The sequence below is a fragment of the Burkholderia sp. MSMB1589WGS genome, assembly GCF_001636105.1.
GTDB lineage: Bacteria > Pseudomonadota > Gammaproteobacteria > Burkholderiales > Burkholderiaceae > Burkholderia > Burkholderia humptydooensis.
Genome location: NZ_LNJT01000001.1, coordinates 23,232 through 36,244 on the forward strand (window position 1 = coordinate 23,232; position 13,013 = coordinate 36,244).

Below are 13,013 nucleotides of genomic sequence, written 5' to 3' on the forward strand. Positions count from 1 at the left end.
AGGCGCGCCGCCCCGCCCGTCACTCAGGGCGCGGACGTGACCCGCTCGATCATCGCCCGCACCGCGCGCATCTGCGCGCCCGACTTCCACGCGTAGTTCTGCCCGGTGTACGCGAACCAGTCCCAGCAGCCCTGCGGATCGTTCGGCGTGCTCGTCTTCGCAACCTGCGGATACAGCACGACGATGCCGTTCGCGTCGGCCCAGTTGTCGTATGTCGTCATGTCGCGCACGACGGCGGCCGACTGCAGGCAGCCATGAAACACGACGTGCACCTTGCAGCCGGCGTTCGCGTCGCACGCGCGCGGCACGTACGCATATCCGTCGGCCGCGAGCCCGCTCGACGCGGGCGCGAACTCGCGCTGGCCGAACGTGATCGCGCGCCCCGCCGGCTTCGCGGCGGGCGGCGAAAGCGGTCCGTAAATCGTCTCGAGCAGCGCGCCCGCCTGGTCGTAGCCCGATTGCCCGACCGTGCAATGGCTGATGTACGGCGAGGCGTTGGCATCGCACGCGTTGCCCGCGGACGGCGTGACGAACGCGTGACCGGCCGGGATGTCGGCGACGTAGACGATGCTCGATACGGGCACGCCGGAGAGCCAGAAGAACGACCACGCCGCGTCGACGGCCGATTGTCGGACGATCGTGTCTTTCGTTCCGCTGAACAGATAGACCTTCGCGCGCTGCAGGTTCGCGAGCGGGTCGATCTGCCCGCGCGCGGCGAAGCCCTGCGCGGCGGCGACCAGCAATCCCGGATCCGGCACCATGTTGGGCACGAGCCCTCGGCAGAGGTCGGTGTTCGCGAGGCTGCCCGCCGCGCAATAGTACGGGCCGCCCGCGATCACGCCGACGCCGATCACCGACGCCGAATACGCGACCTGATACTGGAGCGCCATGTACGCGCCCGACGACAAGCCGGACACCGATACGCGATTCGCGTCCGCGCGCAGCGCGGGCAACGGCGGCGCCGCGGGCGCGGGCGCGGCGGCGAGCGTGATCGTGAGCGCGACGGCGGGCATCGCGCGCGCGGCGGCATGGCGCATCTGCATGGCTTTCCCCTTGGTCTGCGCCGGGCGACGGCGAGCACGGCCGGCGTCGCCCGGCCTGGTCGACACAGTCGGACGGCAAATCGAGACGCGATCACTTCATCTTTGTCTCAACGCTCGTCGCCCGCAAGGTCGGCGTTCACGCGCGCCCGGATTCGCGCTAAAGTGATGCGCCTTTATTGACGAAAATCGACATGATCGAACTAAAAAACGTCGACCTCAGCAACGATCCGGACGCGCTGCGCGTCGTCAAGGACGAGACGGTTCAGGTCGAGTTCGCCGCGCAGCCGGGCGAGCTGATGAGCCTCGAAGGCCTGAACCGCTATGCGGCGGGCGACGCGCTCGTCACCGGTTCGACGGGCGACCGCTGGGTGGTGTCGCGCGAGCGCTTCGACGCGAAGTATGCGCCCGCGACGGCGGGCGCCGCGCACGGCGCGCCGGGCGCGTACCGCAACCGCCCGGCCGTCGTGCTCGCGAAGCGGATGGACGCGGCGTTCTCGATCGCGCGCTCGGCGGGTGGCGACACGCTGCGCGGCGACGCGGGCGACTGGGTGATGCAGTACGCGCCCGGCGATTACGGCGTCGTGCAGGCGAAGCGCTTCGCGCAGGTGTACCGCAAAGCGGATTGACGCGCGGCGCATTCGCGTCGTATTCGCCCGTTGCGCTCGCCGGCGCGGCGGCCGCGTGAGCCGGCCGGCTCTCCGGAGCCGCGACGCATCCCCGACGAATCCGCCGTACGCCGCGGCGCCCAAGCGCAGGAACGCGTTCAAGCGCCGCCTGCGAAAAAAACAGCGCGCCACGACAAATACAAAGCCCGCCGTCTACCGAACGGCGGGCTTTTTATCGCGATCGGAATTGGAAGCATTGGGGCATCGGACAGGCGGCGCGGCGCATGCCGGCACGCGCCGCGCGCTTGTCACGCGAACTCGTCGCCGAGCTCGAGCGTCGTCTCGCGCGGCACCGCCTCGCCCGCCGCATGCCGCTCCTCGAGCGAGCCGAGCGTCGCCTCGACGTACGCGCGCAGCACCGCATGGCTGCGCGCGCGCTGCATCGGCTTGAGCGCGAGATAGCGCTGCAGCGCGGCGCCCGCGAAGCGCACGTCGAGCGTCGTCTTGCGCGGCGTCGCGCCGAAGCGCATCGCGAGCCAGTGCACGGCGAGAAAGCGCCCCGCTTCGTCGGCGCGCTCGGCGAAGTGCGTCTGCTCGGGAAAGAGATCGCAGATCACGCGCGCGAGCTCGCCGAATTCGGCGCTCGCGCAATCGTATTGATAATCGTCCATCGTCGGGTTTCGGTTCAGCGTGCGGCGCGCGCGGGCCGGCACAGTTTCATCAGCGCGCCGGCGAAGCCCGCCGCGAGGAGCAGATACAGCGCGACCATCCATTCGAACGGCACGCCGCCGCCGTTGTAGACGATCGACGGCAGATCGATGACGGGATGCAGCACGATCATCGCGGGCAGGATCCAGCGCCGGTTCGCGCGAATGCCGCGCCACATCAGCACGGACAGCGCGACCTGCACGACGAACGCCGCGACGCGCTCGAGCGCCGACACCGCGACCGATACGGGCGACATCGTCGCGAGCATCACCTGGATGCGCAGCGCGAGATCGGCGGGCATCGTCGACAGTTGCGCGTTCAGCTCGCCGCGATTCGCGAGCCACGCGAGATAGACCCATTGCGCGAGCACGACGACGCCGACGAACCACGCCTGCGCGCCGCCATGGCCGATGCCGTTCGCGAGGCCGCGCGCGTCGCCGCTCGACGGGCCGTAGCGCTTCGCGAGAAAGCGCAGCCCGAGATAGCGGCCGACCTCCTCGAACAGCGCGGCGACGGCGGTGCCGAACACCGCGAACGTGACGGGCTTCGACAGCCACATGATGGCCGACGGCTGGCTCAGCAGCAACGCGTAGACGCCGCGTTCGAGCAGCGTCGCGAACAGCGTGTAGACGGCGACGCCGACGATCGCGTCGCGCCGGTCGAGCGCCATCGGCCGGCGCAGGAATCGATAGAGGCCGATCGGCAGCAACGCCACGATGAGCGTGGCGATGACGAGCGCCGCCAGCGTGACGGGGGCAACGGTCATGACAATCCTTGTTCGAAACGCGCACCGGTGCGGTGCGTGCCCCGAATGATACTCAACTCAGGTCGCCGTCGACGCGCGCACGCAGAGCTCGCCCGCCAGCAGCGCCTCGTGGAAGGCGCCCGTGCCGCCGTCGATCCGCTCGTGAACGAATTCGACCGCGCGATAGCCGATGTCGTAAGTCGGCTGACGGATCGTCGTCACGCCGATCAGCTCCGCCCAGTCGGGATCGTCGATCGCGATCAGCGCGACGCGCTTTTGCCACGCGTCGCCGAGCCGCGCGTGCAGATGCCGCGCGATCACGAGCGCAACGGGCGCGTTCGCCGCGAAGATCGCGGGCCGCACGGGCTCGCCCGCGGCCGCGTCGATGCGCGCATCGAGCTCGGCGAGCGCGCGCCGCGTGGATTCCGGCTCGTTCGGCTCGAGCACGATCGTCGGATGCACGGTGCGCCCGGATGCCGCGACCTGCGCGCGAAACGCGGCCTCGCGCAGCCGCCGCGAGCTCACGTGCTCGAACGGCTGCACGACGAAATGAATCGACTGGAAGCCCTGCGCGAACAGGTGCTGCAAGCCCGTCTCGATCGCGGCCGCGTTGTCGAGGCCGATCATGTCGGTTTCGAAGCCTGCGACGCTGCGATCGACGAGCACGGTCGGAATACCGCCGCCGCGCAGCGATTTCAGCGCATTCTCATCGGCGCCGAGCGCGTTGACGATCATGCCTTCGACGCGGTAAGTGGTGAGCAACTGCAGATAGCGGCGCTCCATCTCGAGTTCGTTCGCCGCGTGGCAGATGAGCGGCATGTAGCCGAGCGCGTGGCACGCGGCCTCGACGCCGCGCAGCACTTCGACCGTGTAGGGATTCGTCAGGTCCGCGGCGAGCAGGCCGAGGAGGCGGTTGCGGCCGCGCTTCAGGCCACGCGCCATCTGGTTCGGACGGTAGTTCAGGCGCGCGATCGCGTCCTCGATGCGCTGGCGCAGATCGGCGGACAGCACGTTCGTTTCGCCGTTCAGGTAACGCGAGACGCTGGTCTTGCCGGTGCCCGCTTCGCGGGCGACGTCGCTGATCGTCGCGGGACGCGACGGCTGAGTTCGTGGATCGCTCACAGTGGCGCCTCGTGACGAGCGGCCCGCTCCGCCTCGCGAGCGGGCGGGTCATTGTTGTTGGATGGAAAGGCCAACTGACGATGTCTCCTGTCGGCCGATTCCGGCCCGGCAAAGCCTAGGACGGCGCACGAGCGCCTATCTTGCCGCAGCGGCTGCGCGGCGATCAGCGGGCGATCATAACGCAGGCAATCGGGCCGTACCAAGATGGCCTCCTCTAGCGTGGAGGGACGCGCGGCGTCAGTCGAGTCGCGGCCCGCTGCGTCGCCCATTGTCATCGCGTTTTCTCCGCGTCGAATCCCGCACTCATGCACCAGGCCGCAAGCTGTCGGACTGCTGACGATTCGGCCGCCGAATCACGGCGCGAAGCGATGAGCCTTATCCGGCGCCTGCGTTCGCCACGTGCCGCGCGATGCGGCATGCCGCATGCGTTCGGCTCGGCGTTCACGGCGTCGATGTCGCGCGCCGCAGCGCGTCGCGATTGACGATATTGCGCGTGAGCGTGCCGTCGAGCGCCGCGATCACGTTCTCGGCCGCGCAGCGCGCCATCGCGTGGCGCGTCTCGCGCGTCGCCGAGCCGATGTGCGGCAGCGCGACGACGTTGCGCATCGACAGCAACGGCGAATCCGCGGCGAGCGGCTCGCGCTCGAACACGTCGAGCCCCGCCGCCCGAATCGTTCCCGCGCGCAGCGCGTCGATGAGCGCCGCCTCGTCGACGACGGGCCCGCGCGACGCGTTCACGAGGATCGCGCTGCGCTTCATCTTCGCGAGCTCGCGCGCGCCGATCAGATGCCGCGTCTGCGGCGAAAGCGGCACTTGCAGGCACACGAAATCGGCCTCGGCGAGCAGTTCGTCGAGCTCGACGCGGCGCGCGCCGAACTGCGCCTGCGGGTTCGCGCTGCGGTTCGTGTAGAGCACCGGCATCCGGAAACCGAGCGCCGCGCGGCGCGCGACCGCCGCGCCGATGCGCCCGAGCCCGACGATGCCGAGCGTCTTGCCGTTCACGTCGGTGCCGTAGAGCGACTCGCCGATGCTCTGCCGCCACTGTCCCGCCTTCACGAATTCGGCGAGCTCGACGACGCGCCGCGCGCTCGCGAGGATCAGCGCGAACACGGTGTCGGCGGTCGCCTCGGTCAGCACGTCCGGCGTGTGCGCGAGCACGATCCCGCGGCGCGTCAGATCGGCGACGTCGAAGTTGTCGAAGCCGACCGAGATCGTCGACCACGCGCGCAGCCGCGGCGCGCGATCGAGCAGCCCGGGCGTGATCCTCAGGCTCGCGCCGAGCGCGCCGTCGGCGTCGGGCAGCGCGCGCGCGAGCGCGTCGGCGCCCTCGGCGAGCACGACGTCCGCATGCTCGCGCAGGGTTGCGAGCACGTCGTCAGGAAGCGGCTTGTAGACGACGATGCGATGCTTCATGTGTTCACTTTCCTTGCGACGGATGGACGAGCGGCGGCGTCGCGCCCGCCGGCTTCACCGACAGCGTGAGCACGACGGCCGCGACGAGCGCGGCGCTCATGAATGCGTAGGACGCGGCGGGCGAGCCCGTCGCACCGTTCAGATAGCCGACCGCGTACGAGCCGACGAACGAGCCGAGCGCGCCCATGCTGTTGATGAGCGCCATCGCGCCGCCCGCGACGTTCTTCGGCAGCAATTCCGGCACGATCGCGAAGAACGGCCCGTACGGCGCGTACATCGCCGCGCCCGCGACGACGAGCAGCGCGTACGACAGCCAGAAATGCGTCGAGCCGAGCGCGTACGACGCGGCGAACGCGGCCGCGCCGATCAGCAGGAACGGCCACACGAAGCCCTTGCGCGAGCCGAGCCGGTCGGACGCCCAGGACGCGGCGAGCATCGCGATCGTCGCGGCGAGATACGGCAGCGCGGACAGCCACCCCGTTTCGACCATGCCGAGCGCCGAGCCGCTCTTCACGATCGACGGCAGCCACAGCACGAAGCCGTACACGCCGATGCTCCAGCAAAAGTATTGCGCGCAGAGCTTGACGACGGCGGGCGAGCGGAACGCGTCGCGATAGTTGCGCACCGGCTTGAGCGCCGCCTGCTCGGCCGCGAGCGCGGCGTCGAGAGCGCGCTTTTCCTCGTCGGTGAGCCACTTCGCCTGCGCGGGCCGGTCCTGCACGAGGAACCACCAGCAGACCGCCCACGCGACGGCGGGCAGCCCTTCGGCGACGAACATGTGGCGCCAGCCGAACGCGTGGACGAGATAGCCGGACACGACCGACATCCACAGCACCGTGACCGGATTGCCGAGAATGAGGAACGTGTTCGCGCGCGAGCGCTCGCGCTTCGTGAACCAGTTGCTGATGAAGATCAGCATCGCGGGCATCACGGCCGCCTCGACGACGCCGAGCAGGAAGCGGATCGCCATCAGCGACGGGATGTTGCTGACGACGCCCGTGAGCGACGCGCACGCGCCCCACAGCACGAGGCTCCAGAACACGAGCGTCTTCACGCTGCGCCGCTCCGCATAGATCGCGCCCGGAATCTGAAAGAAGAAGTAGCCGAGGAAGAACAGCGCGCCGATCAGCGACGACAGCCCCTTGCCGATGCCGAGATCCTGATTGATCCCGGCCGCCGCGGCGAAGCCGTAGTTCGCGCGGTCGAGATACGCGAGGCTGTACGTGATGAAGACGATCGGCATGATCGTCCACCAGCGGCGAATCGCGAGCGTTGCAGGCATGGTGTGTGTCTCCTGTGTCGAGCGGCGCCGTATGAAACGCGGGATTCGCCGCGATTGTGCCCGTCCTGCGACGGGACAGGCGGTTTATCGCGCGAGCGGCGCCTCTAGGCGATCCCGCGCATTGCTCAGATTTTCGATTCGATCGAGCGCCGCGCGCGTCGGCAGTCCTTCCGAATCGCCGATCACCTGGATCGCGAGCGCGCCGATCCGGTTGCCCCGCGCCACCGCGTCGCCAATCGCGCGGCCCTCGAGCAGCGCGCTCACGACGCCGACCGCGAAGCCGTCGCCCGCGCCGACCGTGTCGACGACGTGCTCGACACGCTCGGCCGCAACCGTGCCCTCGCAGCCGTCGGCCGTGCGGAAGTACGCGCCCTGCGCGCCGAGCTTGACGATCACGCCGCGCGCGCCCTGCGCGAGGTAGAAGCGCGCGATGTCGGCGGGCGTGCCGAGGCCCGTCAACTGGCGCCCTTCGGCGAGCCCGGGCAGCACCCAGTCCGCGTGCGCGGCGAGCGCGTTCAGCGTGCTCGCCATTGCTTCCGGCGACGGCCACAGTGTCGGCCGCAGGTTCGGATCGAACGACACCGTCCTGCCAGCCGCGCGCATCGTGCGCGCGAGATGGAACGCGAGCTCGCGCGACGAATCGGACAGCGCGGGCGCGACGCCCGTCAGATGCAGGTGGCGCGCGCCGAGCACGTAGCCGGGCGCGTAGTCGTCGAGCGACAGGCGGCTCGCGGCCGAGCCCTTGCGGAAATACTCGACGGTCGGGTCCGCGCCGTCGGTCGCGCGCGACTTCAACTGGAAGCCCGTCGGATAGCGCGCGTCGACCGTCACGCACGACGCGTCGACGTGCTCGCGCGCGAGCGTGTCGAGCACATAGCGGCCAAACGAATCGGCGCCGACGCGGCTCACCCAGCCGACCCGGAAACCGAGGCGCGCCAGGCCGATCGCGACGTTCAGATCGGCGCCCGCGATGCGCTTCGTGAATTGCGTCGCGCTGTCGAGCGGGCCGGGTTCGGCGGCGACGAACATCGCCATCGCTTCGCCATAGGTGACGACGTCGAGCGGGGCTTGCATGGTGTGGGCTGACTCCTTCGATCAACGATCAACGGCCTGGCGTCGGCGTAAGCGTCGAGCTTAGCCGAGCCGGGCGCCGGTGGGTGGGTTTCATGCGGCCGCGAGCCACGCGACGCGCGCCGACGCGTCGTCGGCCACGCGCGCCGCGTCGAGCGGAAATTCGATCCCGCGCGGCGCGGCGCGCGGCAGCAGCGCGAGCGCGTCGTCGCAGAAGCGGTCGCCGGGCGGAGGCGCGATCGCGAAGCGGCGCGCGCCCTCGCCGTCGACCGCCTTGCAATGGATGTATTCGACGTGCGCGGCGAGCGCGCGCGCGGCCGCAAGCGGCGCCTCGCCCGCCCATAGCCAGTTGCCGATGTCGAACGTCATGCCGACGAGCGCCGGGCGTCGCGCGTCGCGCAGCGCGGCGAACAGCGCCGTGAATTGCGCGAGCGCGCCGCCCCGCCGCAGTTGGCCGTTCTCGACCAGCACGCGGGCGCGCGCGCCGCGCGTCGCGTCGGCGAGCTCGGCCGCGTGCGGATCGGCGGCGAAGCCGCCCAACTGGAACTTGACGAAGCGCGCGCCGAGCGTGTCGGCTTGCGCGAGCGCTGCGGCGAGCGCGTCGCGGTTCAGGCCGCCGTCGTCCGCATAGAGCGTCGCGGGCGTCGAGTACACCGGCCACAGCCCGGCCGCGACGATCGCGCGGCCGAGTTCCGCCAGCGCGGGCGCGGACGCGTCGCCGCTCGACGCGAACAGCTCGCCGCGCACCTCGAAGCCGGCGGCGCCCGCGTCGGCCGCCGCGGCGACGAATGCGCGATGGCCCGCGCGGCGCACCGCATCCGCGCCGAACGCGCTCGCGACGATCACGATGTCGACCATGCTGGTTTGCCTCCTCCTCGGCCGGGGTTTCGTCGGAACACGGCAATGGAACCGGTTCCATTCGTTAATGGACGAATGGTGCGCCGAGCACCTGAAGCGAACCATAGAGGAAATCCCTAGGCACGAGCCAGTGAACCTTCGGCATCGACCGTGGGCAAACGGCGTGCCGCCTGCGCTCTCGCCGCACTCCGCGCCGTCCGTCAGGCCGGCTCGGCCTGCGCGACGCACAGCTCGAGAAAGCGCGTCGCGACGCGCGACGGCGCCGCGCCGTGCGCAACGAGAATCGAGAAATGGCGCGTGAGCGGCTCGGGCGCGATCGACACCATCGCGAGCGCCGCGTCGTCGTGCCGCAGCGACATCGCGGACACGAAGCCGACGCCCATCCCCGCGCGCACCGCCTCCTTCACCGCCTCGACGCCCGCGATCTCGAACGCGACCGTCAGCGGCGTCGCCGCGCGCGCGAACGCGCGCTCGACGAGCTGGCGCACGCCCGAGCCCGCCTCGCGCAGCACGAGCGGATACGCGGCGAGCGCGGCAAGCGTCGCGCGCGCGCGGCCCGGCTCGCCGCGCGCGGCGAGCGGATGCGAGGCCGGCACGATCGCGACGATCTCGTCCTCGCGCCATGCGTGCACCGTCGTGCCGGCCGGCAGCGCGTCGCCGGGCGGCCCTTCGATCAGCGCGATGTCGAGCGACGCGAGTGACGCAACGACGTCCGACGTGTTGCCGCTCATCGTCTGGATCGCGACGTCCGGCGCAAGCGGCTGGAACGCGGCGAGCAGATACGGCAGCAGATAGCTCGCGGGCGTCGTGCTCGCGCCGATCCGCAGCGTGCCGCGCTCGAGCCCGCGCACCGCGTCGCGGTACGCGCGCGCCTGCGCGAACGTGTCGCGCAGTTGCGTCGCATGGCGCGCGAGCGCCTCGCCGACCGGCGTGAGGCGCACGCCGCGCCCGTCGCGCTGGTACAGCGGCTCGCCGAATTCGTCCTGCAACTGGCGCAGTTGGCCGGACACCGCGGGCTGCGACAGATGCAGTGCGAGCGCCGCGCGGCTGATGTTCCGGTGCTCGGCGACTGCGGCGAACGTTATCAGTTGATCTGGGGTCATCGGCCTGAAATATCGGATTTCCGGATACTTTACACGATAAATGACGATTTTTCATATCGATATAACCAATTTAGGATTAGGCCTGTCACCACAAAAAACGAACGAAGCCATGTCCACGCTTACCTCACCCCAGCTCAGCGCCGCCGCGCCGTCGATGCGCGGTCGGCTCAACGGCATCCTGTTCGTCGGCCTGTTCGCGCTCGCCGTCACGAGCGTCGCGCAACTGCCCGCCGTCGCGCATTTCGGCCTGAGCCCGCTCATCGTCGGGATCGTCGCTGGCGCGCTCTACGGCAACCTGCTGCGCGACGGCATGCCCGCGAGCTGGGCGGCCGGCGTCGATTTCTCCGCGCGCAAGCTGCTGCGGATCGCCGTCGCGTTCTTCGGGCTGCGCGTGAGCCTGCAGGAAATCGCGCAGGTCGGCATGCCGGGGCTCGCGGTGTCGGCGCTCGTCGTCGCGAGCACGCTCGCCGTCGGCACCTGGGCCGGCATCAAGCTGATGAAGCTCGACCGCGACACCGCGCTGCTGACCGCCGCCGGCAGCGCGATCTGCGGCGCGGCCGCGGTGCTCGCGTTCGAATCGACGCTGCGCTCGAAGCCGCATCAGAGCGCGATGGCGGTCGGCAGCGTCGTGCTGTTCGGCACGCTGTCGATGTTCGCGTACCCGCTCGCGTACCGCGCCGGCTGGCTGCACCTCGACGCCACGGGCCTGGGCCTCTTCTTCGGCGGCACGATCCACGAGGTCGCGCAGGTGGTGGGCGCGGCGAGCGACGTCGGCCCGGAAGTCGCGCGCGTCGCGACGATCGTCAAGATGACCCGCGTGATGCTGCTCGTGCCGGTGCTGCTCGTGCTCGGCGCGTGGCTCGCCCGCTCGGCGCGCCGCCAATCGGCGGCAACGGGCCACGGCGCGCCCCGCAAGCTCGCGGTGCCGTGGTTCGCGCTCGGCTTCCTCGGCTTCGTCGTCGTGAATTCGCTGCAGATGCTGCCCGCCGCCGCGATCGGCACGCTCAACGCGCTCGACACGTTCGCGCTGACGATGGCGATGACGGCGCTCGGCATCGAGACGCGGATGTCGCAGATCCGCGCGGCCGGGCCCCGCGCGCTGATGACGGGCTTCATCCTGTACGCGTGGCTGATCTTCGGCGGCTATGCGATCGTCGTCGCGACGGAGCGCTGGCTTGGCTGAGCCGCCGCGCGCCTCCTCGCGCCGCCGCGCCGCGTGCGCCGGGTCTGCCCCGCGCACGCGGCGCGATGCTATTCTTCCGCTCGATTTCATCCGCCGAGCCTCGTCCGTCGTGCTCTCGTTCCTGCTCAAGCTGCGCACCCGCGCGCAAACCCTGTTCCGGCTGTCCGACGCGCATACGATGCTCGTGTGGTCGGTGATCGTCGGCATCGGCGGCGCGCTCGCGACGGTCGCGTTCCGCGAAGGCATCGAGCTGATCCAGCACGCGATCTCCGGCACGAGCGGCAGCTTCACCGAAATGGCGAAGCGCCTGCCGTGGCAGGTGCGGTTCTGGCTGCCCGCCGCGGGCGGCTTTCTCGCGGGCTGCGTGCTGCTCGTCGCGCAGCGCGGCGCGCGCAAGGAAAGCAAGACCGACTACATGGAAGCCGTCGCGCTCGGCGACGGCATCGTGCCGGTGCGGCAGAGCCTCTGGCGCAGCGCGTCGTCGCTGCTCACAATCGGCAGCGGCGGCTCGATCGGCCGCGAAGGCCCGATGGTGCAGCTCGCGGCGCTCGCCGCGTCGCTCGTCGGACGCTTCGCGCACTTCGATCCGCCGCGGCTGCGCCTGCTCGTCGCGTGCGGCGCGGCGGCCGGGATCACGTCCGCGTACAACGCGCCGATCGCGGGCGCGTTCTTCGTCTGCGAGATCGTGCTCGGCTCGATCGCGATGGAGAGCTTCGGGCCCGTCGTCGTCGCATCGGTGGTCGCGAACATCGTGATGCGCGAGTTCGCCGGCTACAAGCCGCCTTATCAAATGCCGGTGTTTCCGGCCGTCGCCGGCTGGGAAGTGCTGCTCTTCGTCGCGCTGGGCCTCTTGTGCGGCGCGGCCGCGCCGCAGTTCCTGCGCCTGCTCGACCTGTCGAAGACGCAGTTCAAGCGCCTGCCCGCGCCGCTGCCCGTGCGGCTCGCGGCGGGCGGCCTCGTCGTCGGCGTGATCTCGGTGTGGGTGCCCGACGTCTGGGGCAACGGCTACAGCGTCGTCAACGCGATCCTGCATGCGCCCTGGACCTGGCAGGCGCTCGTCGCGGTGCTCGTCTTCAAGCTGATCGCGACCGCCGCGACGGCGGGCTCCGGCGCGGTCGGCGGGATCTTCACGCCGACGCTCTTCGTCGGCGCGGTAGTCGGCTCGCTGTTCGGCATCGCGCTGCACGCGCTCATGCCCGGGCACGTGTCCGCGTGGTACGCGTATGCGATGGTCGGCATGGGCGCGTTCCTCGCGGGCGCGACGCAGGCGCCGCTGATGGCGATCCTGATGATCTTCGAGATGACGCTGAGCTACCAGGTCGTGCTGCCGCTGATGATGTCGTGCGTCGTCGCGTACTTCGCGGCGCGCGCGCTCGGCAAGACCTCGATGTACGAGATCACGCTGCGCCGCCACCGCGACGACGAGGCGCGCACGCGCCTGCGCGCCGCGCAGATGCGCGACCTGATCCAGCCTGCCGCGACCGTCGTGCCGCTCACGGCGAGCGTGGCCGACATGACGCGCGTGTTTCTCGAATATCCGGTCAAGTACCTGTACGTGACGGATGACGCCGGGCGGTTTCGCGGCGCGGTCGCGCTGAAGGACATCACGTCCGATCTGCTCGAGAAGCGCGACACCACGCACAAGCGCGCGGCGAACTACCTGCATACGCCGTTTCCGCTCCTCACCCCCGACATGCCGATCGGCACCGCGCTCGAGCACTTCATGCAGTTCCAGGGCGAGCGGCTGCCCGTTGTCGAGCGCGCGGACGATCCGACGCTCGCGGGCGTCGTCTACAAGACGTCGCTCCTCGATGCGTATCGCCGGATGAACATGGATCTCGAACGCTGATCGATCTCGCCCGCGACAGGCGCGCCGGAAA

At 70.3% G+C, this 13,013-nt stretch carries 12 protein-coding genes; 3 read left to right on the plus strand and 9 right to left on the minus strand.

What is annotated here, in order from left to right:
- Positions 1-23: 23 nt before the first annotated feature.
- Positions 24-1,043 carry a PHB depolymerase family esterase gene (locus WT16_RS00140; protein ID WP_059930796.1) on the minus strand — a complete coding sequence of 340 codons (1,020 nt, stop codon included), beginning with the start codon at positions 1,041-1,043 and terminating at the stop codon, positions 24-26.
- A 191-nt stretch (positions 1,044-1,234) separates the two neighbouring features.
- Here WT16_RS00140 and WT16_RS00145 point away from each other — a divergent pair, with 191 nt between their 5' ends.
- The gene (locus WT16_RS00145) at positions 1,235-1,669 is read left to right on the plus strand and encodes a PGDYG domain-containing protein (protein ID WP_059930839.1); all 435 of its coding nucleotides are present in this window, start codon (positions 1,235-1,237) and stop codon (positions 1,667-1,669) included.
- A 287-nt stretch (positions 1,670-1,956) separates the two neighbouring features.
- Here WT16_RS00145 and WT16_RS00150 read toward each other — a convergent pair whose 3' ends face one another.
- The 8 genes from WT16_RS00150 to WT16_RS00190 form a co-directional block, all read right to left on the minus strand.
- Positions 1,957-2,319 carry a DUF3022 domain-containing protein gene (locus tag WT16_RS00150; protein ID WP_059930841.1) on the minus strand — a complete coding sequence of 121 codons (363 nt, stop codon included), beginning with the start codon at positions 2,317-2,319 and terminating at the stop codon, positions 1,957-1,959.
- A gap of 14 nt (positions 2,320-2,333) precedes the next feature.
- On the minus strand, positions 2,334-3,122 hold the full coding sequence (locus tag WT16_RS00155) for a YhfC family intramembrane metalloprotease (RefSeq protein WP_063532470.1): 789 nt from the start codon (positions 3,120-3,122) through the stop codon (positions 2,334-2,336).
- A 57-nt stretch (positions 3,123-3,179) separates the two neighbouring features.
- Positions 3,180-4,223, minus strand: a complete 1,044-nt coding sequence (locus tag WT16_RS00160) for a LacI family DNA-binding transcriptional regulator (protein WP_006026895.1) — start codon at positions 4,221-4,223, stop codon at positions 3,180-3,182.
- 441 nt (positions 4,224-4,664) lie between these two features.
- Positions 4,665-5,636: a D-glycerate dehydrogenase gene (locus WT16_RS00170; protein WP_063532472.1), complete on the minus strand. Its 972-nt coding sequence runs from the start codon at positions 5,634-5,636 to the stop codon at positions 4,665-4,667.
- Between the two features lie 4 nt (positions 5,637-5,640).
- Positions 5,641-6,918: an MFS transporter gene (locus tag WT16_RS00175; protein WP_063532473.1), complete on the minus strand. Its 1,278-nt coding sequence runs from the start codon at positions 6,916-6,918 to the stop codon at positions 5,641-5,643.
- 84 nt (positions 6,919-7,002) lie between these two features.
- Positions 7,003-7,992: a sugar kinase gene (locus WT16_RS00180; RefSeq protein WP_006026898.1), complete on the minus strand. Its 990-nt coding sequence runs from the start codon at positions 7,990-7,992 to the stop codon at positions 7,003-7,005.
- 90 nt (positions 7,993-8,082) lie between these two features.
- On the minus strand, positions 8,083-8,847 hold the full coding sequence (locus WT16_RS00185) for a TIM barrel protein (protein WP_063532474.1): 765 nt from the start codon (positions 8,845-8,847) through the stop codon (positions 8,083-8,085).
- Between the two features lie 200 nt (positions 8,848-9,047).
- Positions 9,048-9,950 carry a LysR family transcriptional regulator gene (locus tag WT16_RS00190; protein WP_006026900.1) on the minus strand — a complete coding sequence of 301 codons (903 nt, stop codon included), beginning with the start codon at positions 9,948-9,950 and terminating at the stop codon, positions 9,048-9,050.
- Between the two features lie 109 nt (positions 9,951-10,059).
- Here WT16_RS00190 and WT16_RS00195 point away from each other — a divergent pair, with 109 nt between their 5' ends.
- The gene (locus WT16_RS00195; RefSeq protein WP_059930798.1) at positions 10,060-11,133 is read left to right on the plus strand and encodes a YeiH family protein; all 1,074 of its coding nucleotides are present in this window, start codon (positions 10,060-10,062) and stop codon (positions 11,131-11,133) included.
- A 109-nt stretch (positions 11,134-11,242) separates the two neighbouring features.
- Positions 11,243-12,982, plus strand: coding sequence for a ClcB-like voltage-gated chloride channel protein (locus WT16_RS00200; RefSeq protein WP_059930800.1), 1,740 nt, complete (start codon positions 11,243-11,245; stop codon positions 12,980-12,982).
- Positions 12,983-13,013: the final 31 nt, after the last annotated feature.

Excerpts from the sequence above, each read along its gene's own strand:
- WT16_RS00185 (WP_063532474.1), bottom strand. The coding sequence starts at position 8,847 with ATGGTCGACATCGTGATCGTCGCGAGCGCGTTCGGCGCGGATGCGGTG.
- WT16_RS00180 (WP_006026898.1), bottom strand. The coding sequence starts at position 7,992 with ATGCAAGCCCCGCTCGACGTCGTCACCTATGGCGAAGCGATGGCGATG.
- WT16_RS00145 (WP_059930839.1), top strand. The coding sequence starts at position 1,235 with ATGATCGAACTAAAAAACGTCGACCTCAGCAACGATCCGGACGCGCTG.
- WT16_RS00150 (WP_059930841.1), bottom strand. The coding sequence starts at position 2,319 with ATGGACGATTATCAATACGATTGCGCGAGCGCCGAATTCGGCGAGCTC.
- WT16_RS00190 (WP_006026900.1), bottom strand. The coding sequence starts at position 9,950 with ATGACCCCAGATCAACTGATAACGTTCGCCGCAGTCGCCGAGCACCGG.
- WT16_RS00170 (WP_063532472.1), bottom strand. The coding sequence starts at position 5,636 with ATGAAGCATCGCATCGTCGTCTACAAGCCGCTTCCTGACGACGTGCTC.
- WT16_RS00195 (WP_059930798.1), top strand. The coding sequence starts at position 10,060 with ATGTCCACGCTTACCTCACCCCAGCTCAGCGCCGCCGCGCCGTCGATG.
- WT16_RS00155 (WP_063532470.1), bottom strand. The coding sequence starts at position 3,122 with ATGACCGTTGCCCCCGTCACGCTGGCGGCGCTCGTCATCGCCACGCTC.
- WT16_RS00140 (WP_059930796.1), bottom strand. The coding sequence starts at position 1,043 with ATGCAGATGCGCCATGCCGCCGCGCGCGCGATGCCCGCCGTCGCGCTC.
- WT16_RS00175 (WP_063532473.1), bottom strand. The coding sequence starts at position 6,918 with ATGCCTGCAACGCTCGCGATTCGCCGCTGGTGGACGATCATGCCGATC.